We start from the raw sequence: 25,069 nt of genomic DNA, 5'->3' as shown, positions 1-25,069 counted from the left end.
TCAACTGTCAACTGTCAACTGTCAAACGATCGCCCCTACAACCTGCTCAATCTGAGTATTACTCAATCCGGGATAAATTGGCAATGATAAAATCTGTTGGCAGAGAGTTTCTGCGTGGGGGAAGTCGCCCGGATTGCCTAAGTTTTGGTAGGCTGGTTGCAGGTGGCAGGGTACGGGATAGTGGATGCCTGTTTCAATGCCTTCTTGGGCGAGTTTTTGCTGGAGGGTATTGCGGTCGATGGGGCTTTTCTCAGTAATTTGGATCGCATAGATGTGATAAATGTGACCTGAACCGCTGTGATTGGCGATCGGTACAATGCCTTTGTGTTTCAGCGGCTCTAATAAAGTATTGTAATGTTGGGCGGCTAAGTTGCGATCGCGATTCCATTTTTCCAAGTAAGGCAACTTCACGTTGAGCACGGCGGCTTGCAAATTATCAAGGCGACTATTAGTGCCAATTTTAGTGTGCAAATATTTTATTCGTGCTCCATAATTACGGAGAGTTCGCATTTCTTCTGCGATTTTTGCATCATTAGTAATTAACATCCCACCATCGCCAAAGCAGCCGAGGTTTTTGCTGGGATAAAAGCTGAAGGCGGCAGCTTTCCCAATGGCACCGGCGCGGTATCCTTCTCTTTCGGCTAAGTGCGCTTGGGCGGCATCTTCAAAAATTATTAAGTTGTGGCGGTTGGCAAAATCTAAAAGCTGACTGGGCGATACCATTTGACCGTAGAGATGTACGGGGATAATTGCTTTAGTTTTTGAGGTAATCGCTGTTTCGGCTGCTGTGAGGTCAATCAGGGCGGTTTCCGGGTCACAATCTACCAGGATAGGTATTGCTTTGGCTTGAATGACCGCGATGATGGTGGCGATAAACGTGTTGGCGGGGATAATAATCTCGTCGCCCGGATTAATGCCGCAAGCTTGGAGTCCCAGGGCGATCGCATCAGTTCCGCAAGCCACTCCTACACCGTATTGTACTCCAGAAGCTGCGGCAAATGCTGTTTCAAATTCTGCCAGTGCTTGACCTAAAATAAAGTCTCCTCGCTCAATAATTTTCCCAAGTGTTTCTGTTATTTGGGATTGAATTGGTTGGTGTTGCAGGGAGAGGTTGACAAAAGGAACTTTTTGTGGGTATAAACTCATAAATAATCTGACTAGCAATTATTTATATTAACATTAAATTTGCCCGATGTATGATTTGCAATTAACACATTTTTCTGATCGTCAAATTCGCTTATAATTATGAAAATGTTTTTTTTAACCGCAGAGAACATAGAGAGCGCAGAGGAATTAGGAGAGGAGGTTGATCGCACTTTTTTGCTGTCTTGTAAATCAAATCATTTTTTTGATAATATAGAATCAGAGATTTTTTTGATGGGCAAAATTATGGAATACAAAAAACTAGGCGAAAGCGATTTATCAGTATCTGAAATCTGTTTGGGTACGATGACTTACGGCCAGCAGAACACCGTTACAGAAGCAGCGCAACAGCTCGATTTGGCAATTTCCCGAGGAATCAACTTTATCGATACGGCAGAAATGTATCCGGTGCCGGGAAAACCGGAAAGTCAGGGAAAAACCGAGGAATATATCGGGGAATGGCTGGTGAAACAGCAGCGGGATAAGGTTATTATAGCGACGAAAGTGGCGGGGAGAAGCACTCGATTAAAGTGGATTCGGGAAGGTAAAAATCAGATCGATCGCCCAAATGTCGAAAAAGCCCTGAATGACAGCCTGAAGCGCCTGCAAACTGACTACATCGACCTGTATCAGATCCACTGGCCCGATCGCTACGTGCCGCTATTTGGCGCGCCGGACTACGATATTACTCAAGAACACGAAACTGTACCAATTTTAGAACAATTAGAGGTATTTGCTGACTTGATTAAAGCTGGCAAAATCCGCTATTTGGGTTTGAGTAACGAAACGCCTTGGGGAGTTTGCGAGTTTTGCGAATTGGCGGAAAAACACGGTTTGCCGAAAGTTGTTTCGATTCAGAATGCTTTTAGTTTGAGCAATCGGACTTTTCACATGAATTTGGCAGAAACTTGCCGTTTTAAGAATGTGGGATTGATGGCTTACAGTCCTTTGGCTTTCGGGATATTAACGGGTAAATACTTAAATGGAATACCGGAAAATTCGCGACTGGCTTTGTTTGCTGGATTTGGTCAGCGTTACGATAAAACTAATCTGAACGATGCGGTGAAAGGATATATTGAGATTGCTCAAAAGCACGGTTTGAGTCCGGCGCAGATGGCTTTGGCTTATGTGCGATCGCGCTGGTTTGTGAGTAGCACAATTATCGGTGCAACATCGATCGCGCAACTTGAGGAAAATCTCAGCAGTTTGGATGTGACGCTCTCTGAAGAGATTGTAGCAGAAATTAATTCTGTGCACGCTAAGTATCCGAATCCGACACCGTAATCCTAATTTGTAGGTTGGGTTGAGGAAACTAACCCTAGGTTTCACTTCGCCCAACTTACTACTTTTTTAAGATCGTGTCTGTGGTTTATGGTTATCCTGTAGATTGTTCAATTTTGTCCTAATTAAATAGGAGTAGTCGCCATGAATAGTAGTCAAAAATTCGATATTAGATTAACAGAACTTTTCTTAGAAGAAGATTGGGGAATTGCTCCAGAAGATCCATTAGGAGAACTTTCTCATTTTGAAATGGGATGGTGGCGTTTCTGTTTTGAATACAACCATAAAGTTTTAATTGAAATAGGTGATGAGAAAAGACAGGTATTTTTAGACCCAGATATTTGTATGATGATTGACAATTACTTTCCCAAGGAAATTTTTAAGCTATCACAAGGTCAAAAAATAGTAATAACTTTTCCTGAAAGTTCCTTCGCTATTACGTTAGTACCCATCGACAATCAGATTAGCTGCACATTGAGAAAGTTTGGATATTCATGCTGGGAAAAGCAGTTTGAGTGCGATCGCGCTCAAGTATTAGATACCCTCAGAGGGTTTCTGACTGAAGTGATGCAGCTAGCGGTAGATAAGGGTTTCATCACAGCCGAGGAGAAGGATGAGTTTATTCGTCCGGCTTTTTCTGCTGGAAATATCGATGCTGTAGCGATCGGGCAGTAGGCGATGATGGAGTATTGAAACCGCAGATGCACGCAGATTAACGCGGACTACCAACTGATCGAAAAAGCAAAAAATCTGCACCAGATAGAGTTATCCCTCCTAGCTACCGTAATCGATGGCTTGAGCAAACTCAATGGTTTTCCTGTCGGTATCGGAGAAGTGCTCGTACTTATCCCTGATATTTCTGACGAAGAGTTGGAAAACTCAGCTTGGGAAGCTTCCCAGTATTGACAACTGAACGAACTGCTGCAAATAAATCTCGCCCCCATTCTGAATCGCGGGCGCCGATCTTAAATTGTTAATGACGGGATTTATTTGCTATTATTTTGGCTTTTGCTGCTTTCCTTGCTGGGAAAATTGCCACCCGTGCGGGGAATCAGCGGGCGCTTTTGGGCGGATTGGCGGCAACTGCTGTTTTGCTGTTAGCGGTGGCTTTCAGTCAGGGGATTGTGATGGTAGCAGTAACTGTTTTGGCTGTAATTTTTAGTTATAGTTTGGTGGCTAACGGTATGGTTCCTTTTGCTTTGTCTCTGGTGCCACCGCAGCAGGGAGGGTTGGGCGTGGGGATTTATTTTGGCGGTTTTTCGCTGGAGATGAGTTTGTACTCAGTTATGTTTGCAGAACCTTGGGCTATTCCTGTTGTTAACACGGCGGTTGTAGGCACGATCGCCTTTTTAGTTGCTGGTGTCTGTGTCGCTGCGGGCGATCGGCTCAAACAAACACTTTCTGTAAAAAATTAATAAGAGTTGTTATGGAGCTTGACAAGAGTTATGATGCAGTTTAACTTGATCCCTACCAATCGTGAATAATTATTTCATCGTTTCATATCTTTTGCCAATCTGAGTAATAATAGAAGTATTGAGCAAGCCCCGAAAAATTTGGCGGCGCAACCCTACGGATAAATTGAGGATACTGCTATGTTGGGTTTGAAGCGAGAAACCAGAAATTTAGGGATAGTCGAAACCAGTAATAGGGAGATGCGAGGCTCTACAACCTCGGCTGCTAAAACTATTGGCATTACCCGATCGCGAGTTTACAAAGATGAGGCTTTAGTGTCCGCCTCGCTGGCGGGACTTCCGGCTCTTTTGGCATCCCTAGAAAGCTTTCGCGAGTAGAGTTTGACAATTTTTCTTGTTAAACGTCGGGAGTTGACTCAGCTAAACTATTGCCAGACGCCGGAAAAGATATTCTTGACTGCGATCGCAATTCTAGTTAAGTCTTCTTTGAGCAGTGGCGGCCAAGAAACTCCTCTGCGAAGTCCTGCTTCAAATTGTAGCAAACTCTCGACTGAGAGTAAATGCAGTGCCGAGATTAATTGGCGATCGAGCATTGGAGATTCTTGCAGCCCTTCAAACAATATTTTTAAAGCTAATAAAATCGATGTCACCTGTCCCGGTACGGGCGGCTGGCCTTGTTTGAGGCGCATCAGGAAGGCGTCGGGATTTTTCTTGGTGTCCAGGGCTGTTCCTTGGTCGATCAGAAAACTGCGGGCTGTTTTGTAATCCATTTGACGTGCGATCGATCTTTTGCAATTAATCAGCCAGAATTATATCATCTTTTGTCGCACTATATTGTTAATATAACAGAATCAAGAATAAAAAAGCAACTCGTAAGGCGCGCACTGTACAACCGCAAGCTATTCCTGAACCGCACCATGTAGCGTACAAGCTATCGAAAGGTTTACAATGTGAACGCTAGAGATACTTTTGGTAAGCTGTTCTACATTTAAATTGTGTGTCAAAAATCAATAAAATTCTTGTGGGATGGGCTTTGAGCAGCGTCCCGAATATGCAATTTAAATGCTCCACAGCTTAGTTAGGGATAATTTTTAGAGAACCGAAACATAAAACAATGGCAAAACGGCACGGTAACAGCCTAAAATCCCAGATTTATAGATACTGGTGGCTACTTTTATTATGTTTGAGCTTCCTGTTAGTTCCGATTCTTAAAAAAACAGCAGTCGCCACCCCATTTCCCCCACCCGCTCCTATTGCAAATAATGCTAATTTGGGAGCCAGAATTCAACGGACGATGGGGTTACTTGCAACCAGCACTCCCACACAACGCCGAAAAGTACGCATCTTATTTTACGGTCAATCCATCACTCAGCAAGATTGGTGGCAAGATGTAGCAAAGGATTTGAAACAGCGATTTCCCTATGCAGATTTGATAGTGGAAAATCGGGCAATCGGAGGATTTGCAGCGCCGATTTTAATCCGTCCCAGCGCACACGATTTGTATCCTTTTTATCCAGATTTGCTAATTTTTCACGTCTACGGAGGCGATGAAGATTACGAAGCGATAATTGCCAATGTCCGCAGCCGCACTGCTAGCGAAATACTCTTGCATTCAGACCACATAAACTGGTTGCCCGCAGGTAACAAGAGCGATAATCCAGATGAAGTCAAAGGATATGAATGGCACAACACTCATTCAACTAAATGGCTGCCTGAGTTGGCAGATAAATACGGCTGCGAAATCGCAGAAATTCGCGCACCTTGGCGCAGATATTTAAAAGACAATCGATTGCAGCCCAAACAGCTATTGAGTGACAGCATTCACCTCAATGATTGGGGAAATTTCCTCTTGGCTGCTTTGATTAAACCGCACCTGCGATACAACCCAAACTCTCCTCAAGCAGCGTCGCAGGATTTAGTCAAAACCTATAGAGTTGGCACTGATGTTAAGTGGCAAGATGGTAAGTTGGTTTTGGAGTTTGAAGGAAATCGGATAGATGCGATCGCTGATAAAACCTTCAACGGCAAGGCAATTTCTGCTAAAATTGCGATCGACGGCAAAAAACCCTCAGAATTTCCCGAACTTTACAGTATCACCAGACCCAGCGCTAGTCTGGGCGTCGCTTGGCCCGCAATTCTCCAAATATCCAGCCAAAAACCCCTAATCATCGAAGATTGGAAAGCGATAATCACTGAGATTAACAGCGATGCTACCAAGTTTAAATTTGACGTGATCGGTTCTAAAACAGGTTACGACGGCAGCGGTACAAACGACGAAATGTTTGTTTCAAAATCTGGCCGCGTCGTGATTGAACCGAAAAACTGGTGGCTGCAAAATGCCTATGAATACTCTAAAAAGCTGACTCCGAAAGGTTTTGAGATTACTTGGCAGGTTAAACCGATGTTTGTTGATTCATACATTCCGCCAAAGATTGTAGATTCAAGCCTAGAATATCCTACAACATTGGCTCAGAATTTAAGCAATTCCAAACACATTCTCGAAATCATTCCCGAAACAGACAGCAAAGTTCCAATTCAGGAAATTAGAGTTTATCGCCCTCCTTATATTCCTGAGCCGAAACCCTCTGTTTAATCTCAAATAGACAAGATTGCAATAAAATAGACTTGAATTGCAAAAGCCCTTTGAATCAAATTTTCGGACGATGCTCAAAGCGTCGTCCTAATTATTTTGGTAATCTTGTCTAATCTAAAATCTAAAATCAATTAACCTCAACTTCTAGTAATTCCCAACTCATGAAACATCAACAGCGATAAAAAGAAATCTGCCACAAAAATAAACACCCAAGAAGTCACAACCGCCGCCGTTGCAGCTTGGCCTACACCTTTTCCTCCGCCCGTGGTAGTCAACCCCCAACCGCAACCGACGAGGGCAATAATCAACCCAAAAATAAAACTCTTAATCGCCACAGTTACTAAATCCCAAGGCCCCAAAAAAGTCCGCACCGATTCCAAAAATACCGACGGTTCCAACTCATAAAAATTAACCGCCACAAACAGCCCGCCCAAAATCCCCACCGCCACCGCAAAAATTGTTAAAATCGGCAGCATGATGCAGCAAGCTATCACCCTCGGCACTACTAAATAATCAACTGGATTTGTTCTCAACATATACAGGGCATCTATTTGTTCCGTCACCTGCATTTCTCCAATCTCCGCAGCAAAAGCCGAACCTACTTGTCCCGCCACCACGCCCGCCGTTAAAACTGGTGCTAATTCGCGGCAAAATGCCAGAGCAAAAGCACCTCCCACCGCCCCAACCGCCCCAAACCGAATCAATTCTCTGGCCGATTGAACGGTGAAAATCATGCCCGCAAAAAAGGCTATTAGCAGCACGGAGCGCAAAGAATCCAGGCCTACGGTGACTAAATGTTCCATGATTTTGCGGCGGTCAATTTTGCCTTGCAGGACGCGCAGCAGCACTTGGCCGCCCAGGAACAGCGTCACTAAAAACCGCTGAAACCACCTGTTATTCAAGGTTTCATCTAAATGTCGATCGCGCTTTTGGTGTTTTTTAACCAATTACTGACGGCTCGCGATTAATTGCAAACAGGACGAAGCATTGCCACATAGAGATTTTCGGCAATTGTACAGCAATTATTGCACGATTTGTCAACATATATTTTCAGTCTGCCAGAGGGAGCGATTGGTGGGTTAGGCGCGGTTTGAGATTTATTTATTGGTTACTTAACTTAATCGCCGCGCCCAACCCACCCTACAATATGACTAACTACTCGGCAAGCAACAAGTCGATCAACTCATCCAACCGTTCGTTATACTTTTCGGCTTGCTCCTTGCCAATTCTCACCAGTTCCGATATCTTCTTTTCCGAAGCATCATCAATCGGCAGCGGTTGTTCGTGGCTCAAATCTGGACTAATTCTCAAATATTGATTTGGTCTTTCAACCGCATCATAAATTTGGAGCATTTGATAATTTATAGTTTCTGAAACTCCGGTCATCATGATATTAATCAAAGGCTCAACCCACTCAACTTGACCCCAGTTTTTTACTTCTTCGTAGGGGAATTTTTTCTGAGCTTGTCCCGTCCCCAGCGATAAGATTACCATATCTTTTGCTGTGGGGCCTCTCTCTGGGCGTTCGTCGGGAATTTTTAATTTATTTCTGACTTCAGCATAGGCACAAAGTGCTGGATTGTTTGCGAATACTCCCCCATCAATTAAAGCGTAGGATTCGTTTGTCAGAGAGTAGATTTTGGGAGATTCAAAGTAAGAGGGAGCGGCAGATGTGGCTCTGGTGATATCTCTGATAAAATAGTCTGCTTCTGGATATTTTTTAGCATCTATTTGATTGAAGAAGTTAGCTTTTCTTCTTTCGATATCGTAACTGGTAATTAAACAAGGTTTCAGCAGTTGGCTGAGTTGGCAATCTTTGAAATGTTCCAAAAAGAATTTTTCTAAGGCATCGCTCGGATATTTCTCATCTATCAAACCGTCGATAGATTTGAGTTTTTGCCAAAATGAACTCTTAAAAACCTCGCGACCGCTCTTGATGGAAAAATTAACAGCGTCTTGAGCCGTCCACCGAGGTCTGCTGGGATTTTCGGTATCGGGACACAAATAGATGCAGGTTAAAATTCCTCCGGCACTCGTGCCGGCAATTAAATCAAAATAGTCAGCTATTCTCGCATTTGGGTTGCCGCTTTTCTGTTGTAGCTTGGTCTCAAGGCTAACTCCAACTTGCGCGGGGATAATCCCTCTAATTCCGCCTCCATCTATGGATAGAATTCTGGTATATTTAGCCATAATTTTTATTATCTATTCTTGATGTTTGCTCGTTTTATACAGTCTACATAGTCCATAGTCAGGACAGTTTTTAGTTCGTAGTCTGAAACCCTAGATTTACCGGAAAGTAACTCGATTGCCGAATCATTTTGCAACCATTATTATACGGTTAGCCATCAAAAATTGTCCCAAGTATTGCATAGTAATAGCGGTAAGGTGCGGTGTGAATGGAACTCAACATAATTAGGTTTTGCATCCTGGAATGTCCAGATTTCAAATCTAACATTTCAAATCTAAATTTAATTGGCGGGCTGCGAGGGTGTAGCGAAAAATGTATTCTACAATTTCTACGTAATTGTAGGCGGCGGCTGGGGAGTCTGCCCAAACTGTGATGCCGTGATCGCGAATTAACAAAGCGGGTACAGAGGGCGATGAAACCGCAAAATATTCACAAATTTCCTTGGCTATTTTAGGGACTTCTAAATAATTTGTAAATAGGGGTATCGCCACCTGCGGGTTTTCCTCCCACACCCCCAAACCTTTGAGCATTTCGATCGCAGGTAAAGGCACTGCATCGCCTGCTACTAGCCGAGAAACTAAATTTGCCTCGATTGAGTGTACGTGATAGCAAGCTTTCGCGTCTGGAAAACAATTGTAAACGGCTACATGAATGCTGGTTTCGGCGGAAGGGCGGCTGTCGGGAACAGGTTGCTCAACAATAACGCCGTCTAAGCTCATTCTGATAAAATCTGAAGCAGTTAACTGCCCTTTCTGACGCCCACTAGCAGTAATCCAAAAACTGCCGTCTGGTAAGCGGGCTGAAAGATTACCAGCAGTCCCAGCCATCCAACCGCGATCGTAAAAATGTTTGGCTGCTGCAATTAAATCCGATCTCAAATCGCCACTCATTCTCTGCAAATCCTCAGATTTTGATCTATTTTTGACGTTGATAGGAATTGCGCTAGCCGTTTTAAACGTAGGGTGCTTATGCACCTTACAAGTACATATATAGCCTTTCTCAGAAAGATCAGGTACGCTTCCAGCATAGGGCATAGGGCATGGGGCATAGGGCATGAGGCTCTCCTCACTTTTTTGAGAACCGCTATAGGCTGCTTAGTGCGATTTTTGCGCAATTCCTAGTTAAGTTTCAATTCCATTTCTGGGATAAAGTTTCCAACACGTCAAAAAAATTATCCCATTTAGTATACGGCTTTTGCTGTTCGTCTAGATACTCGGCTAGCCGATCGCGCGCAAACACCGAATTCGCCTGCAAAGCCATGTTAAAATCCGTCAGAGAATCTCCGATCGCCACCTGTTCCTGGGATGGGTGCAGGCTCATCACCCGCACCTTAGACACCAATTCCGCATCTCCTTCAAACTCAGAATTGACTCGTAAGTGAGGCCCACTAGCGTCTACATCCACAGCATAAATGGCGATCGCCCGGTGTACCAAATCACCCATCACCGTCTCTACCATAATCCGCAGGCCACCGGAAACGATCGCAAAATCCACCTTTTGCTCGTCCAAAAAATCCAGCAATTCCACCAATCCCGGCCGCATCAACTTTCCCCTAGAAAAATCTACAATTTCCCCATAACATTCCGAGGGAATAGACTCTAGTAACTGCCGCACTCCCGATCGCAAACTCAGCCTTCTTGCGTGTATTTCCGGCATTAGTTGAGATGACAATTCCGGTGCAAAATGCTTGAGCATTGCTACAAAAGTTTCTTCAACAGTTATCGTGCCGTCAAAGTCGCAGAATACCACCCGTTGCTGATTGTTCGGGATTGGAGATTTTTGCTTGTCATCGGTCATTGTCATTAGTACCTTGAAGAAGGAAGAAGGAAGAAGGAAGAAGGAAGAAGGAAGAGGGAAGAAGGAAGAAGGAACGAGGAAGAAGGAAGAAGGAAGAGGGAAGAAAGCTTTAGTTAGTTATCTAGGAGAGCAACAATCGACCGCTTATGCTTCAGCAATTAAGAACTTCCCAACCATTTTGGCGATTGATTTAATAGCGATGCGCTGTTTGTGGGGAATCACCCGCAGGATTTTATGCAGATTCTTCGAGATCATCTTCGAGATTATCTTCGAGATCATCTTCGAGATCATCTTCGAGATCATCTTCGAGGGAATCTTTGAGGGAATCTTCCAGGAATCCTGCTACATCCTGCTTTTGGTTTTTGGTCTTTTGGGGAGTAGCCTTAGTCGGCAAACAGATTAAATTGTCATCTTCAGTATTAATTAAACCTTTCGATCGCAACTTACCCATCAGCCGCGTCACCGTCACCCGTGTTGAGCCGATGGCGCTACCAATTTGAGCGTGAGTCAATGTCCAAGGTAATCGGTAGCCCCGAACCACATCCGGTGATCCCTCACCTACGTAGGGTTCGCCGAACTCTTCGATCAACAAAGTGAGAAAACCCAGCAATCTGTCGATCGTCCGGCGCTGTCCCAAAGTGCTTAGCCAGAGCAGTTTTCGCTGGTGCTGGTAGCGAAACGCATCCAAAATTTCCCGACGAAAGTGAGGCCAATTATCCAAATCGTGCCAGTACATCCACACTACGTGAGTGTTATCGGCGTGGGCATAAGCTTGGAGCGTAAAGGGAGACTGAGCAACCAGTTCAAAGGGCTGACCGGCACCGACGAAACCCAAAAAAGCTTCTTCTGTAGTTTTGTCAGAGGATTTCGACGATTTTGAAGCGGCGCTAACCTGAGCGCTGCCTACGAGCCGCACAGAACCTTTCTGGACTAAATAGAGCAGTCCGGGTCTGGCTGGAATCTTCTCGTCTTTGCTAAAAGTCCGGCAGCGGTAGTGTTCCTGGGCCCAGTCGATAATTCGCTGCCAGGTGATAAAAGGTCGATCGATCGTTTCTGGATGTGTGGAAGTTGATTGCATAAGTGAGGCTCTGGGATATATTTAGTTAGTGAGAAAAACAGCTTTGGCCTGCATTGCGATACTAAGTGAGACAACCAACCCCCGATCGAGCTGACACGCTTCTTAACTGTGCTGACTCTTCTCAGTTTTACCCAAAATTTTAATGTAGCAAAAAATACATGAAAATGGTAGAATTCAGCAATGAGTCGATCGTGAATTATTGTATATTTCGCCCAAAAATCGCTAGAAAGTGGATTAATTCGATGTAGCGCCACCGGAATAAGCCGATCGACTATCTCTGACATAAGCAGTTTAACGTACAAGGACAGCACAAGTGGTAACAGTCTCTAGGCACTTTTACCGCAGGATCGGCCGATAATGGATACAGCAAATATCTCGCACTACCCAGAAGTTACAGTGAAGTGTTTCTTGCTCTTAAGGTTCCACAGGGCGATCGCCCAGCAGGGGACAATGACCGAAATTCCGTTAAATCGGGGTAAAAATAGCGCGCGAGTGCTGTACCTGTCTGCGATTGCCCTGAAATTGACTAAACCTTGGCAGCAGACACCGCAGGCGATCGCCACACAGTTGGCCGAAACTCTCCAACCGTTTTGTTACCCGGATTTCGCCGTTAAAGTCGCACGGGATGGAATGATTGAACTAGAGTTGACGGATGCCGGTTTAGCCGTCTGGTTGCAGCGTTTAGCTCAAATTCCGCTCCCAGTTCCAGAATATCGGATCTTATCTCCTGTTGTGTGTGCCGATCGACTGTTTCCGATTCAGTACAGCCACGCGCGCTGTTGTTCCCTGTTGCGAATGGCCGATCGCGATCGCATAATTGCGATCGCACAGCCCGATGTCACTACAGCGCCGCAAATTTGGTTCCTAGCGAGTCCAAATCCTATCCCTTGGATTGACGAGGGCGATCGACTGCGGTTAGTGCATCCAGCAGAACGCCGTTTAATATCCCAACTGTTAACAGTGCTAGACAATTTATATCCTACTTTTGACGTGAAAAACCGCGAACAACCTGTCAATTATTTCAAATTAGCCAATAGTTTGAGCGAAGCATTTCAGATTTTTTACAGCCAGTGCCGAATTTGGGGAGAAGTTAAAATAGAACAGCCAAAACTAGCCCAAGCTCGATTAGGTTTAATATTAGCAACTCAATCTTTGCTGCGATTTATCCTAGAAAATTTGTTTAACGCTATTGCTCCTTTAGAACTTTGAATTAGTCAGTCTAAAAAAGTAATAACGAACACAAAATAAAGTATTTTACTGTATTTTGGCGCTGGTTTCGGACAAGTTTAGTTCTTGAAATTGCCGTGATAAATGAGTTATTTTTGCTAGCTTAAACGAATTTCCAACAAATCGCGAGAACCCGTTACTCTTGGGCAGAGAAATAGCAGCAGCGCGATGCACTTTAAAATAGTGTGGATTTTCCGCCAGCGGTGCGATCGGATCGAGCATGATAAATTTTCGCTGCAATTGCCCAGGAAAAAACCATCAAAAGCCTTGCATCGATGCCGTAATAAAAATGAGAAACCAGCGATTTATCATCCCTGCCAAAAATCCCGTCTTTAAATCCCAATATAATTCCTGCATCTAGTTTAAGGCGTTGCAGGCGAGATTTGCTTTTTTCTAGGTTTTGTGATCGATCGGCAGCGTTACCGTAAATATACTGCCGACGCCTTCTTCACTGCTCAATGTAATTTCGCCACCGTGCAAGTCCACGCATTTTTTAACAATGCTCAGCCCCAGTCCAGTACCGGGAATTCGACCGACATTTGTAGCGCGGTAAAACGAATCAAACAGCCGTTTTTGCTCGGCTAAAGGTATGCCAATTCCTGCATCCTGTACCGAAAAAATAGCCTCAGTTTCAGTAACTTTTAATTCAAAAATTACTTGGGTATTTGGGGGAGAATACTTAATAGCATTTGACAGCAAATTGCCCAGAATGCGCCGGAGCAAGCTTACCTCCAAACACGCCATCGCCGATGGACTGTGATTCACAAAAATCAGCGTTACCGGCTCAGTTTGAGGTTTCAACTTTAGGCTGCTCTGAAATTCCTCTACCAATTCATTACAAAACGTTGCTAAGTCAAGCGGTAGCAAGCAAAACCCGGTTTTTCCTGACTCAACACGGCCTAGCAGCAGAACGTCCTCCAATAACTGATCGATGCCTTTTGCGGCTGCTTGAGTTTTGTCTAGCATTTCTTGTGTTTTCTCATCTGTTAATTTCGATTTGTACTGGGTAAGAACTTGTGTAGTGCCGATGATGAAATTCAAAGGATTGCGAACGTCGTGGGCAATCATGTACAGCAAAGAGGTTTTCATCTCGTTGAGTTCTTGGGCTGTTTGCAAAGTGCGATCGAGTTGGTCGTGAGACAATTTGAGAGTTAAAGACAACTGGCGCGATCGCAGCAAAATCTCCACCCGCGCTTGCAATTCTATCTTCTCGATCGGAGCGATAATCAAATCGTCAATACTTTGCCAAATAAATTGCGTTGCCATCCCTACATCCGAGCGGGATGTAATCAAAAGAAAAGGCAAGCATACCGGGTGTTCTGCCTGTTTTTGGGCTGCAACCCATTGCCAGTGGCGTTTCAGGGCAAGACCATCAATTATAGCCAGGTCAAAAGATTGATTAAATGGTAAAAATTTCTCACTATTTTCTCCTGAGTTTGGCAGCAACACCTCATAGTAAACTGCTAGCCATTCTAATAACAGGCGGCGATTTTCTTTCTGTTCGACAAGCAATAAAATTTGACTCACACAGGTTCTCCTAGCAAGCTGTGAACAATGGATAGCAAATCTCTAACGATCAAAGGTTTTACCAACATATTCCGAGCACCGTGGCAGAGGCTTTCGTGCTGAATGGCAGCGCTTTGTCTGGGCGAGAGTATCAGAAAAGGGATTTGGTGATTTCGCAGTTGTTCGCAACAGTGCCAAATCTGGCGGTCAAAACCAGAAATATCTACTAAAGCCATCCCGATCCTAGCAGGCTCACTGATAGCTTTTGCAACCTCTTCAAAACTATAAGCCGCGATCATTTGGTATCCTTCTTTGTTGAGAAATTGTGCTAGGAGTTCCAAGTTTCGGTGATTGCGGTCTACGGCTAAAATTATTGAGTTGTCAGTCATCTATCAGCTTCCTCTGAATACGGATTATACAATTTGAGGTTTTAGATTAAAGAAGTGAAGAATTGGGAATGACTGATTATATATGGGTTTGGAGCTTACCTAAAGTTGGATTATTTTTTTGATCTGGTATTAGCTTACTTTTCGGCGAGCTCTTACAGCGGTTTTCAGTTGAGTGAAGTACAGATGCTCGATCGCAGGACACGGCCCCGTTGCTAAGTCCTTACTGTATTTTATAGAATTGAAAACTGCTATAAAAGTCGGAAAATATACAATTTTACCAATATATTTAAGTTTTCCAGAACTTAGGCTAGTGGTGAGGTGCGGGGTGCGCGCACTACTGTTAGTGGTGAGGTGCGGGGTGCGCACCCTACTGATTAGTAGATTCACAACTGCAAAATTAGCAGCAAATGGCCAAAAACAGCACGGAGAACCCCGATTCAATCTTCCTCCGCTTCCCCCTCAATCCACGTCGGCGCCGAGCTCAAAATGCCGCGCAGCCCCCGTATCGGTTTGCTGACTTTGATGCCGTAGCGAGTAATCTCAAGTTCTCGCAGAGTTCTCTCGAAATTGCTGACTCGTTTTTTAATTACGCCGATCGCCTTGCGGATTTCTGTCCTATTATGCAGTTGGCGTTCCAGATAGCGTATAAACATCAGATTATCCGCCAAATAGCTAATCCCGATCTCAGTCAGGCGAAAATCTCCGCTAATGGCTTCTACCTCATTAATCAAGATAACGGTGACTCCCATATTCTTCAGATATTTGCACAAAGCGTGCAAATTGTTCACCAAATCTTGCCCCTGCATCGAAAGCTGATAGCCAGAAATGCTGTCAATCATCACAATTTGCGTCTTTTGCTGCTCCACCTCCTGGCGTACCATACAGGCAAACTGATCCGGCGAGTACAGCAAAGGTTCTACGGGTATCACGGAAAGACTTCCTTGCCCAATCATCGCCCCAACCGGGATGTTAACTGATTCGCAGCGGCCCAGCAGAGTAGAAATTGACTCCTCAAAAATGTAAACTACCGATCGCTCCCCCCTTCCCGCCGCCTCCTTCATAAACTGCATCCCCACCGTCGTTTTACCCACGCCGCTAGGCCCAGTAATCACCGTCACAGTCCCCCGTTCCAGTCCCCCGTGCAGCAGCTCGTCCATTTCTGGAACCCCAGAAGAAATTGCTTCAGCAACAAAATCCTGTTGATAGTTGCCAGGAAGCAGTCGCGGAAACACCTCCATACCAGCCTGAGTCAGGCGCAGCGAATGGCGGCCGCTGCGAAAGTTGGAGCCTCGCAGCTTGGTGACAGACAGGGCGCGTCCTTCAGGGCGCAGTTCCAAGTAAATTACTCCGTCGCTGATGAATTGCAAATCGTCGTCGGGAGCACTTGAAGTGCCTTCTGAGGTGAACACCACCGTCGCCCCCCCTTCCACCAAAAACCGCAGAAAAGACAAAACCTGCTTGCGAAACTGAAACTCATCCGCAGCTAAGTAGCGAAATTGGGTGATTGCATCCAAAAACACCCGTTGTGGCTTGACAGCTTTGACTCGATCGATAATCTTTTGTGTAGTCGGTTCTCGCTCCACCTCCGAGGGGGAGAAAATGTCATAAGTCTGAACTTCTGTAAAAAATTCTGAGGATGGGCTCAAATCCAGGAACGCCATCGCTTCAATATCAAAACCGAGACTTTGGGCATTGGCCCGCAATTGCGCTTCGGGTTCTCCTAAAGTAATAAACAGGGGCGTTTCTCCCACAGCCAAACCTGCTGCCAAAAAGTGAAAGCCCAGTGTAGTCTTGCCAGTACCCGGGCCGCCGCGCACCAGATAAGAGCGTTGAGAAATTAGGCCGCCGCCAATCACTTCGTTGAGACCGGTAATTCCCAGAGAAATTCGGTTTTGAGACATTTGTTTGTTCATGTTTTGAATATCGGGCCCGTATTAATATTTAATGGTTTTAGGCAGTGTTTTGATATTTTTTTTACCGGGCGTCTGATAACCTTCATGAAATCTTTTTCTACCGAAAATTACGTAAGCACACAAGAATTAGAAAGTATTGTCGGGACTGCTGGCATCTGTCGCTGGCAAGATACAGAGCCATTTTGGCAAGAACGGGTAGAAAAAGCTGTTGCCCCGGGCACGAAAATAGACTGCACCGTTTACCCCAATACTCAGGAAGAACTCGCGGCGGTGATTGCTTGGGCTGAGCCAAATCGCTGTGCAGTCTTGCCTTGTGGTAGTGGCAGCAAACTCGATTGGGGCGGTTTAGTCAAGGGAGTCAAAATTGCCGTCAGTACGGGGCGTCTGAACAGGCTGGTAGAACACGCTGTGGGCGATTTGACGGTGACTGCGGAAGCGGGCATGAAGTTTGCGGATTTGCAGGAAATTTTAGGTAAAGCAGGTCAATTTTTGCCGATCGATCCAGCATATCCGCAACAGGCAACATTGGGAGGGATTATTGCTACTGCTGACACGGGTTCCTTGCGGCATCGCTATCGGGGCGTGCGCGATTTGTTGTTGGGAATTACGTTTGTGCGATCGGACGGTAAAATTGCTGTAGCCGGAGGTCGAGTTGTTAAAAATGTCGCCGGTTACGACTTGATGAAACTGTTTACCGGTGCTTACGGCACATTAGGCATCATTTCTCAAGTAACTTTCCGAGTTTATCCGCTGCCGGAATCATCGGGAACTGTCATACTAACAGGAGAAACTAATGCTTTAGCTGAAGCCACTCAAATTTTATTATCTTCTGCTCTGACACCGACTGCTGTTGATTTGCTATCACCGCAGTTAGTAGAAAAACTTAGTTTGGGTAAAGGTTCTGGATTGGTAGTGAGGTTTCAAAGTATCGCCGAAAGCGTTAAACAACAATCAGCCCGCTTGCTGGAAGTTGCCGAAAAGTTGGGTTTGCAAGGCACTAACTGCGGGGAGAATGATGAGCTTCAGTTATGGCAAAGATTACCAGAAACAATGTGGAATTCTGGCACAAAGTCAGCAATTATTTGCAAAATAGGAATCAGACCCTCGGAAGCTGTAACGGCAATTAACGAATTGCCGGTACAGGACGCTTTGATTCACGCGGGCAGCGGTTTGGGGGTTTTGCGGTTTGAGACTGCGACTGCGGATACACTGTTGCAGGTACGCAGGGCCTGTGAAGCTAAAGGCGGTTTTCTGACTGTTTTGGCAGCGCCGACCGACATTAAGCAAGGGTTAGATGTTTGGGGCTATACTGGAAGTGCGATCGATTTAATGCGCCGGATTAAACAAGAGTTTGACCCGGAAAATATCTTGAATTGCGATCGTTTTATCTTGAAAGGTTCGTAGTGAGGAATTCAGTCCTTCTTAAATCCCAGGAAGAGGACTAAAATCCTCACTACGAACCAGGAATTTAAGGTTTGTAGTGAGGAATTCAGTCCTTCTTAAATCCCAGGAAAAGAACTAAAATCCTGAATGCAAACCAAAAGAATTAAGTAATATAGCAACCGCCACATCGGGCGCGGACATAAATAACATAAATAACCTCATGAATATATCCGATATCCGTCAAGCATAAATGATTTGATTCCCGTACTAAGCAATTGTCAACTGTCAACTGTCAACTGTCAACTGTCAACTGCCATATATGCAAACATCAGAAAAATCACAAATTCCCAGCAAAGATTTAAAGCCAGCTAAAGAAAGCAATTTTTTAGCGCAAAATCCTCACTTGCAAACCCTCGAAATTCCCGGTTTCGACGCCATCAACCCGCCTGATCCCAAATTAATTGATACTTGCGTGCACTGCGGCTTTTGCTTATCAACTTGTCCGAGTTATCGCGTACTTGGCAAAGAAATGGATTCGCCCAGAGGCCGCATTTATTTAATGGATGCAATCAACGAAGGCGACGCACCTTTAAATGAAGCAACTTCGCAGCATTTTGATACTTGTTTGGGCTGTTTGGCCTGCGTGACAACTTGCCCTTCTGGAGTTCAATACGATAAGCTGATTTCTGCAACTCGCCACCAAGTTACTAGGAATCAAAAACGCACTTTTTCTGACAATGTAATTCGTACTCTGATTTTTAATCTCTTTCCCTATCCTCACAGATTGCGGCCTTTGCTTGTACCGCTGTTTGTTTATCAAAAATTAGGACTGCCAAAACTCATTCGTAAAACAGGTTTGTTGAAAAAGGTATTTCCCCGCTTGGCGGCGATGGAATCAATTTTGCCGAAGGTAACAGTTGATTCTTTTCGGGATAATTTGCCGGAAGTAATTCCCGCACAAGGGGAGAAACGCTATCGAGTCGGCGTGATTTTAGGTTGCGTGCAGAGGTTGTTGTTCTCGCCGGTTAATGAGGCTACGGTACGTGTTTTGACGGCTAACGGCTGCGAGGTTGTGATTCCCAAAAGTCAAGGATGCTGCGCTGCTTTACCGGAACATCAAGGACAAGCCCAGCAGGCGCAATCTTTGGCGAGACAAATGATTGACAGCTTTGAAAATACTAATGTTGATTTTGTAATTATCAACGCTGCTGGCTGCGGCCACACTTTGAAAGAATACGGTCACATTTTAGCTGATGACCCGGAATATCGGGAGAAAGCTGAGAATTTTGCTGCGAATGTGAAGGATGTGCAGGAGTTTTTGGCAAGTGCGGGAATTACGGCGAAACTCAATCCTTTGATTGATGGAGATTTGACAATTGTTTATCAGGATGCTTGTCATTTGTTGCACGGGCAAAAGATTAGTTTGCAGCCGCGTCAATTACTGCAACAAATTCCGGGGGTGAAGTTAAAAGAACCTGTGGATGCTGCTTTGTGTTGCGGGAGTGCGGGGGTTTACAATATGTTGCAGCCGGAGATTGCTGATGAATTGGGAGTGCAGAAGGTGGAGAATTTGCTGAATACTGGGGCGGAGTTGATTGCTTCTTCTAATCCGGGTTGTTCTTTGCAAATTAAGAAGCATTTGGAGTTGCAAGGGAAATCTGTTACTTTGATGCACCCGATCGAGCTTTTGGATTATTCTATTCGTGGGGTAAAATTGCAGAGGCATTAGTTTGGTAGGGCAGGCGGTGTCTGCCCTATTTTCGCTGCTGAATGAGATTTTTTTTAATGAACCGCAGAAATTCGTTAAAAAGTCGTGAAGCGTAGCTATCCCGATCGTGAATCGCACTTCTCACCCTCCCAAATAGCTAAAATTAAATTAAATCAAACAGTCCCCAACCCCGGACAAAAGTTATGGTAACTCAAATCCCATCCCCAACTCAGCAAGCAGTTATTTACCCCGACACCGACGGTAAACCAATGGCAAACAATACCGACCAGTTTCGCTGGATTCTAGTCATTGAGCAAAATCTAGAATGGATGTATGCTAATGAGGAGAATGTATTTGTAGCGGGCGATTTGTTTTGGTATCCGGTTCAGGGAAGACCGAATATTGTTAATGCCCCGGATGTGATGGTTGTCTTCGGCACACCGAAAAGGAGACGGAGTTCTTATCAGCAGTGGAACGAGTCAGGAATTGCACCGCAAGTTGTGTTTGAGATTCTCTCTCCTAGCAATAGCCAGGATGAAATGGAGACGAAATTACTTTTTTACGATCGCCACCAAGTTGAAGAATATTATATTTACAATCCTACTAACAATCAACTCAGAGGTTGGTTGCGCGGAGAAGACGGCTTGGATGCGATCGCATCTATGGACAACTACGCGAGTCCAAGGTTAGCCATCCGGTTCGATTTATCAGGCGATGAATTGCAAATTTATCGACCTGATGGCACTAGATTTTTCTCCTACGTTGAGATTTGTCAACTGCTAGAACAAGCCGAACAGCGGACAGAACAAGAACGTCAGCGGGCAGAACTTGCAGAAACAGCTTTAGAAGAGGAACGGCGGCGATCGCAACTTTTGGCGGAACGGCTGCGAGAAATGGGAATTAACCCAGATGAATTAAGTTAGACAGACTGCGATCGATGGGCATTGACCCGGAATAATTGTAAACTAGATTGGGGAAAAGGTCGATCGCACTTTTCAAGTTTAGCAAAAATGCGATCGTCACAATGACTAATGACGACTAACGACTGACGACTGACGACTGACGACTGACTACTGACGACTGACTAATTCCAACTTCAAAAAATGAACTTGTCCCGAAGCTTCCGCCGCCACAATTGTCACCCCATCCGGTGCAATAGCGCAAGCTTTCAAAGCACTATCTCCCCTGAAACTAGCAACTACTTTGCGACTCAACAAATCCCAAACTTTCAGAGTATTGTCATCCGAAACCGAAATCACCTTATTTCCCACAGTCGCCAAAGCTGTGATTGCATCAGCATGACCTACCAAAGTAAAAGCTTCTTTTTTACTTGACAAATTCCAAACTTTCAGATCGTGTTCCCGCCCGCCAGAAATCACCCATTTGCCATCCGTTGTAACTGCCACAGCATTCACAAAACTCTCATGACCTTTGAGAGTAAAAAGTTGATTTTTTACGACTAAATTCCACATATTTTTCAAAATATTCTTTTCTTTCCCCAAACTCCAAACTTTCAAAGTTTTGTCGCCGGCCGCCGAAATTACCCATTTTCCGTCTGGAGTAACTGCCACAGCTTTTATCCCGTCAGTATGACCTGAAAATGTAAAAAGTTCGTCTCCTGTTTCTAAACTCCAAACTTTAATAGTTTTGTCTCCAGAACCAGAAATTGCCATCGTTCCGTCAGGGGTAACAGCTACAGAATTTACCCAGTCTGTATGACCCGTGAAAGTCAAGATTTCGGTTCCGGTTTCTAGATCCCAAAGTTTCACGGTTTTGTCGCCGGAACCCGAAATTATTCGCTGGCTATCTGCTGTTATTGCGATCGCTTTTACCCAGTCTTGATGTCCCCCAATAGTAAAAATTTCTTGCCCGTTTTTGAGATTCCAGACTTTAATCCTGTTGTCTCCTGAACCGGAAATTGCTTTAGTACCGTCCGCCGTCAGTGCTACAGCATTTACCCAGTCATCGTGACTGGCAGGTGATAAATTTTCTTTGCCTGTTTCTAAGCGCCAAACTTTGAGAGTTTTGTCAGATGAACCAGAAACTATCCGCTTCCCGTCGGGGGTAACAGCGACAGCATTCACGGGCGCGATGTGATTAGTAAAAGTAAAAAGTTCTGCTTTTGTTTCTAGATTCCAAACTTTCAGCGTTTTGTCGCCGGCTGCTGAAATTACTTGTTTTCCATCTGGAGTTACTGCTATATCTTGGACAAAACTGCTATGTTCTCCTAAAGTAAAAAGTTGCTTTTTTTCTGACAAACTCCACACTTTGATTGTGCTGTCATAACTGCCGGAAATTATTTGTTTACCGTCGGGAGTTACTGCTACTACTTTTACCCAATCTGTATGTCCGGTGAGGGTAAAAAGTTCTTGTCCTGTTTCTAGATTCCAGACTTTTATGCTGTTGTCTCCCGAACCGGAAATTAACTGTTTGCTATCGGGAGTTGCTGCTACGGACTGCACAAAACTGCTGTGACTTTTCAGGTTAAAAATCACAGCCCCTGTTGACAAGTCCCAAACTTTTATGCTGCCGTCCCAGGAACCAGAAATTATTCGCTTGCCGTCGGGAGTTACTGCTACTGCTTCTACTGCAAAAGTATCACCTGCTAATGTTAATATTTCTGTTCCAGTTGCTAAATTCCAAATTTTAATCGTGTTGTCCCAAGAACCGGAAATTATTTTAGTGCCGTCTGGGGTGACAGCTACAGCATTGACGTAGGTAAGATGACCTTTGAGGGTGAAAAGTTCTTCTCCTGTTTCTAAGTGCCAAACTTTGAGAGTGTGGTCGGAGGATGCAGAAATTGCCTGCTTGCCGTCGGGGGTGATTGCTACAGCTTGTACCCAGTCTGTATGTCCGGTGAGGGTGCGTAGCAATCTGCCACCTGGAGGGGTAAAGCTGGGCGTTAGTGGCCGCAACCAGGGGTTTTTCTGCTGTTTTGCTTGGGCTAGTAGTGCTTGAATTTCGGGAATTTCAAAGCGCATTAAGCGGGCAATTAGTTGGGTCGCTAGTTGGGTTTTATCTTTGGCTAAAATGTGGGCAGAAAGCCGGATTGCTTCTTGGATTAATTTGAGTTTGTCGGCTTTTTTGTCGGTGATAATATCGGGACTTGTTGCTAAATCGTAGTCTTCTATTAGCGCTTGTACTCCCGATGCTGACAGCTTGGCTTGAATAAAATTGTAATCTGTTAGTAAGCTGTATAATTTCTCTGAGTCTGAAGTCGCTGCTAGCTGACTTGGTAGGATTCCCAAACAGTGCGTCTGTTCTGCGGGCTGCATTTTATCTAGCCCTTGTGTAAACTCGCTCATAAATTTGTGGATGTCTTTTTTTAATGTATGCGATCGCTAGCTGCACCTTGTCCAAAACCCGATCGAGAAAGTTTTATTGCTTACTTTGCTCGTTTACTTAGCATGGCATATTTGAAGGCTATTTGCTACGGGGCTGCTGCCATCGGTTTGGTGATGCTTCGATGAATCGCTGGTTTTTTAGTCTGAGTCTGGTTTGAGAATTTTCAAGGCCTGCGATTACCATCAACCGTCACCAAGATAATTCAACTCAACAGCCCCAAATCTGCCGATCGACAAAACCTGACATATATCGTTGTTTTTCTTAATATAGCTGGTCGGGGAACGATGATTGTCGATCGGCTAACACTCTCAAAGCTCAATTTTTTGAGCTATCGCAATCCTATTTGATGTGCGAACAAGACTTTTTTAGCGAAATACGATGCCGAATCTAGTTTTCTGTCAACTCGGCTGCATCAGCCTGCTGTCGCCCGGTGGGGTTTCCTACCTCAACCAAACCTGCAATCTGCTTGGCCCAAATCCCGGAAAGTTTTGCAGGCGCGCCCTATTCCTTTAAAATATAGAGTGGCACTTGCACTCTTAAACCTGGTCGATCGGCTAAAATCATTGGTTTAACCGCTAGGTACGCAGGCAAAAACCGGGTTTCTGAGTTTATAGTACGCCCGTGGCGATCGAAAATAAAGAAGTATTTAAGTTTAGAGACAAATTTCATGGATGTTATCGAGTTTTTTGAGTTAAGTGCAGGCAAATGGTTTTCTCAGCGCACCGTACACAATCTCAATTCTGGGGAATTGCAAGCAGGTAAATCTGACCTCAAAATAGAAATGCTGACAGCTAGCGATGCAGCAGTCGTCAAACTTTGCCAACAGCACTCGATTAACCCGGACTCAACTGGGCTAAAGGGCGTTCGGATTTCTTGGGATGGTGTTCCCGATCGCAACCAAGCTAAACAAGTTGGTTCTACAATATTAGCGATCGTCCCGAATCCCGACAATCCCAGCGAAGGCAAAGTTTTGCAAGCAAAGGGAAACACCCGCTACGTGATGGGTGGCGACGATGTGCTGACATTGATTACAGAATCAGATACCGTCCATGCTGAAGAAAGGCTGTGGTATCTCATCCCCAATCTGCGGCTGCGGACTAGCGTTGTTAAGCAAGCTAACGGTACGGAACAAGCATCTTTTTGTTCGGAAATTCGGATGGGTGCAAGTCCAAAAAGTTAATAGTGACAAACAACTATCTCATTCCCAAAGTTCACAGCTTATTTCTTGTTGATGCTTTCTCCTTTCTTTCTACGGCCTTCTCGGGCAACGGCTTTTAGTTTGGTGTGAAAATCAGTGTGTTTGGCAACTGGGAATGATTTTGTTACAGCTTGGTCTATTAATTGGCGCTCTGGTTCGGCTCGATCGGCCAGGGCGGTAACATCCACATCTTCATATACTACAACTTCTGTATTTTCTTTTGTGCGATCGTCCGCGACGCGCAGTTGTTCTGCTTCCAGAACCTCTGTATTCGGGACTTCTGCATCTGGAGTGCGATCGAGTTCTGCTTCTGAGTGCTCAATCGGATCTAATTCTGCGACACCTACTTCCGATTCCGGGTTCGATAAAAGTATCTCTTCCTGCGGCGGTTGAGCATAACTTTCAAAGGTTAAATCTTGAGGAAAGTTGTTGCAGACTAAGCGTTCAAACTCGCGATTAAAATGATAAAGTGGTTGGCCTATCCGGTGCCACATACTCAATAGCTGTCCGACAGAAATAGCTTTGTAGCGCCCTTGATAAAGCGCTTCAACTACTGCTAAACGCAGCCAATAGCCGGGATACTTGGTCAGCCATTCACCAGCCAATTTCTCTGCTTTTTTGCCACCTAGATCAAAACCGTAGTGAACCAGCAGAGCTGCTGCTTGTGCAGATATTGTACGTCCATCTGTCATGGGAATTGGTAATTAGTCATTAGTCAGTAGTCAGTAGTCAGTAGTCAGTAGTCAGTAGTCAGTAGTCAGTAGTCAGTTGTCCTTAGGAATTGGGAATTGGAAATTGGGAATTGGAGCATTTGGAGCATTTGGAATTGAAGAATTGGGAATTGGTGATTTTTTTTGCTTGGTTATTACCAATTACCGATTACCAATTACTGATTACCCATTACCCCC

General features: G+C 44.8%; 22 protein-coding genes. 10 read left to right on the top strand and 12 right to left on the bottom strand.

Annotation, left to right across the window (positions count from 1 at the left end; all coding sequences use genetic code 11):
* Positions 1-21 precede the first annotated feature (21 nt).
* Positions 22-1,146, bottom strand: coding sequence for a DegT/DnrJ/EryC1/StrS family aminotransferase (locus QUB66_RS00515; RefSeq protein WP_265235306.1), 1,125 nt, complete (start codon positions 1,144-1,146; stop codon positions 22-24).
* A gap of 243 nt (positions 1,147-1,389) precedes the next feature.
* On the opposite strand from QUB66_RS00515, the gene QUB66_RS00510 reads away from it, so the two are divergent.
* The 4 genes from QUB66_RS00510 (at position 1,390) to QUB66_RS00495 (ending at position 4,214) form a co-directional block, all read left to right on the top strand.
* Entirely contained in the window at positions 1,390-2,427 is a 1,038-nt protein-coding gene (locus QUB66_RS00510; protein ID WP_332965770.1) for an NADP(H)-dependent aldo-keto reductase, read from the top strand.
* Positions 2,428-2,568: 141 nt separating this feature from the next.
* Positions 2,569-3,099: a hypothetical protein gene (locus QUB66_RS00505; protein ID WP_265235304.1), complete on the top strand. Its 531-nt coding sequence runs from the start codon at positions 2,569-2,571 to the stop codon at positions 3,097-3,099.
* Between the two features lie 326 nt (positions 3,100-3,425).
* Positions 3,426-3,839, top strand: a complete 414-nt coding sequence (locus QUB66_RS00500; protein WP_265235303.1) for a hypothetical protein — start codon at positions 3,426-3,428, stop codon at positions 3,837-3,839.
* Between the two features lie 177 nt (positions 3,840-4,016).
* Positions 4,017-4,214 (top strand): hypothetical protein, encoded by a 198-nt coding sequence (locus QUB66_RS00495; protein WP_265235302.1) that lies wholly within the window; start codon positions 4,017-4,019, stop codon positions 4,212-4,214.
* A gap of 47 nt (positions 4,215-4,261) precedes the next feature.
* On the opposite strand, the gene QUB66_RS00490 is transcribed toward QUB66_RS00495, so the two are convergent.
* Positions 4,262-4,606 (bottom strand): Dethiobiotin synthetase, encoded by a 345-nt coding sequence (locus QUB66_RS00490; protein ID WP_265235301.1) that lies wholly within the window; start codon positions 4,604-4,606, stop codon positions 4,262-4,264.
* Positions 4,607-4,950: 344 nt separating this feature from the next.
* Between QUB66_RS00490 and QUB66_RS00485 the strand changes: the two genes are divergently transcribed.
* On the top strand, positions 4,951-6,429 hold the full coding sequence (locus QUB66_RS00485; protein ID WP_332965768.1) for an SGNH/GDSL hydrolase family protein: 1,479 nt from the start codon (positions 4,951-4,953) through the stop codon (positions 6,427-6,429).
* A 137-nt stretch (positions 6,430-6,566) separates the two neighbouring features.
* On the opposite strand, the gene QUB66_RS00480 is transcribed toward QUB66_RS00485, so the two are convergent.
* The 5 genes from QUB66_RS00480 to QUB66_RS00460 all read right to left on the bottom strand — a co-directional run bounded on the left by QUB66_RS00480 (position 6,567) and on the right by QUB66_RS00460 (position 11,492).
* On the bottom strand, positions 6,567-7,376 hold the full coding sequence (locus QUB66_RS00480) for an MlaE family lipid ABC transporter permease subunit (protein WP_265235299.1): 810 nt from the start codon (positions 7,374-7,376) through the stop codon (positions 6,567-6,569).
* A 208-nt stretch (positions 7,377-7,584) separates the two neighbouring features.
* Positions 7,585-8,619, bottom strand: coding sequence for a patatin-like phospholipase family protein (locus QUB66_RS00475; RefSeq protein ID WP_265235298.1), 1,035 nt, complete (start codon positions 8,617-8,619; stop codon positions 7,585-7,587).
* A gap of 258 nt (positions 8,620-8,877) precedes the next feature.
* A complete protein-coding gene (gene mtnB, locus QUB66_RS00470) occupies positions 8,878-9,507 on the bottom strand; it encodes a methylthioribulose 1-phosphate dehydratase (RefSeq protein ID WP_265235319.1) in 630 nt (209 codons plus the stop codon).
* A gap of 238 nt (positions 9,508-9,745) precedes the next feature.
* Positions 9,746-10,414, bottom strand: coding sequence for an HAD-IB family phosphatase (locus QUB66_RS00465; RefSeq protein WP_332965845.1), 669 nt, complete (start codon positions 10,412-10,414; stop codon positions 9,746-9,748).
* A 232-nt stretch (positions 10,415-10,646) separates the two neighbouring features.
* On the bottom strand, positions 10,647-11,492 hold the full coding sequence (locus QUB66_RS00460) for a Crp/Fnr family transcriptional regulator (protein ID WP_442923271.1): 846 nt from the start codon (positions 11,490-11,492) through the stop codon (positions 10,647-10,649).
* 357 nt (positions 11,493-11,849) lie between these two features.
* On the opposite strand from QUB66_RS00460, the gene QUB66_RS00455 reads away from it, so the two are divergent.
* Entirely contained in the window at positions 11,850-12,701 is an 852-nt protein-coding gene (locus tag QUB66_RS00455; protein ID WP_332965767.1) for a DALR anticodon-binding domain-containing protein, read from the top strand.
* A gap of 411 nt (positions 12,702-13,112) precedes the next feature.
* On the opposite strand, the gene QUB66_RS00450 is transcribed toward QUB66_RS00455, so the two are convergent.
* From QUB66_RS00450 to QUB66_RS00440, 3 genes are all read right to left on the bottom strand, one after another.
* Positions 13,113-14,246 carry a hybrid sensor histidine kinase/response regulator gene (locus tag QUB66_RS00450; RefSeq protein ID WP_332965765.1) on the bottom strand — a complete coding sequence of 378 codons (1,134 nt, stop codon included), beginning with the start codon at positions 14,244-14,246 and terminating at the stop codon, positions 13,113-13,115.
* Entirely contained in the window at positions 14,243-14,614 is a 372-nt protein-coding gene (locus tag QUB66_RS00445) for a response regulator (protein WP_265235293.1), read from the bottom strand. Before QUB66_RS00445 ends, QUB66_RS00450 begins: the two co-directional genes overlap by 4 nt.
* A gap of 437 nt (positions 14,615-15,051) precedes the next feature.
* On the bottom strand, positions 15,052-16,515 hold the full coding sequence (locus QUB66_RS00440) for an ATPase domain-containing protein (protein WP_265235292.1): 1,464 nt from the start codon (positions 16,513-16,515) through the stop codon (positions 15,052-15,054).
* A gap of 96 nt (positions 16,516-16,611) precedes the next feature.
* Between QUB66_RS00440 and QUB66_RS00435 the strand changes: the two genes are divergently transcribed.
* From QUB66_RS00435 to QUB66_RS00425, 3 genes are all read left to right on the top strand, one after another.
* Complete coding sequence (locus tag QUB66_RS00435) at positions 16,612-17,931, top strand: FAD-binding oxidoreductase (protein WP_332965761.1); 1,320 nt, start codon at positions 16,612-16,614, stop codon at positions 17,929-17,931.
* 298 nt (positions 17,932-18,229) lie between these two features.
* Positions 18,230-19,639 carry a (Fe-S)-binding protein gene (locus tag QUB66_RS00430; protein ID WP_332965759.1) on the top strand — a complete coding sequence of 470 codons (1,410 nt, stop codon included), beginning with the start codon at positions 18,230-18,232 and terminating at the stop codon, positions 19,637-19,639.
* Between the two features lie 182 nt (positions 19,640-19,821).
* On the top strand, positions 19,822-20,541 hold the full coding sequence (locus QUB66_RS00425; RefSeq protein WP_332965758.1) for a Uma2 family endonuclease: 720 nt from the start codon (positions 19,822-19,824) through the stop codon (positions 20,539-20,541).
* A 147-nt stretch (positions 20,542-20,688) separates the two neighbouring features.
* Here QUB66_RS00425 and QUB66_RS00420 read toward each other — a convergent pair whose 3' ends face one another.
* Positions 20,689-22,923 (bottom strand): hypothetical protein, encoded by a 2,235-nt coding sequence (locus tag QUB66_RS00420; protein WP_265235288.1) that lies wholly within the window; start codon positions 22,921-22,923, stop codon positions 20,689-20,691.
* Positions 22,924-23,630: 707 nt separating this feature from the next.
* Here QUB66_RS00420 and QUB66_RS00415 point away from each other — a divergent pair.
* The gene (locus QUB66_RS00415) at positions 23,631-24,143 is read left to right on the top strand and encodes a phycobiliprotein lyase (protein ID WP_265235286.1); all 513 of its coding nucleotides are present in this window, start codon (positions 23,631-23,633) and stop codon (positions 24,141-24,143) included.
* Between the two features lie 38 nt (positions 24,144-24,181).
* Here the strand turns inward: QUB66_RS00415 and QUB66_RS00410 are convergent, their stop codons facing one another.
* A complete protein-coding gene (locus QUB66_RS00410) occupies positions 24,182-24,853 on the bottom strand; it encodes a hypothetical protein (protein WP_265235285.1) in 672 nt (223 codons plus the stop codon).
* Positions 24,854-25,069 lie beyond the last annotated feature (216 nt).

Source organism: Microcoleus sp. A2-C3 (assembly GCF_036706065.1).
In the GTDB taxonomy this organism is placed as follows: domain Bacteria; phylum Cyanobacteriota; class Cyanobacteriia; order Cyanobacteriales; family Microcoleaceae; genus Microcoleus.
The sequence above is the reverse complement of the archived record's forward strand: the minus strand, read 5'-3'. Positions and strand labels throughout refer to the sequence as shown.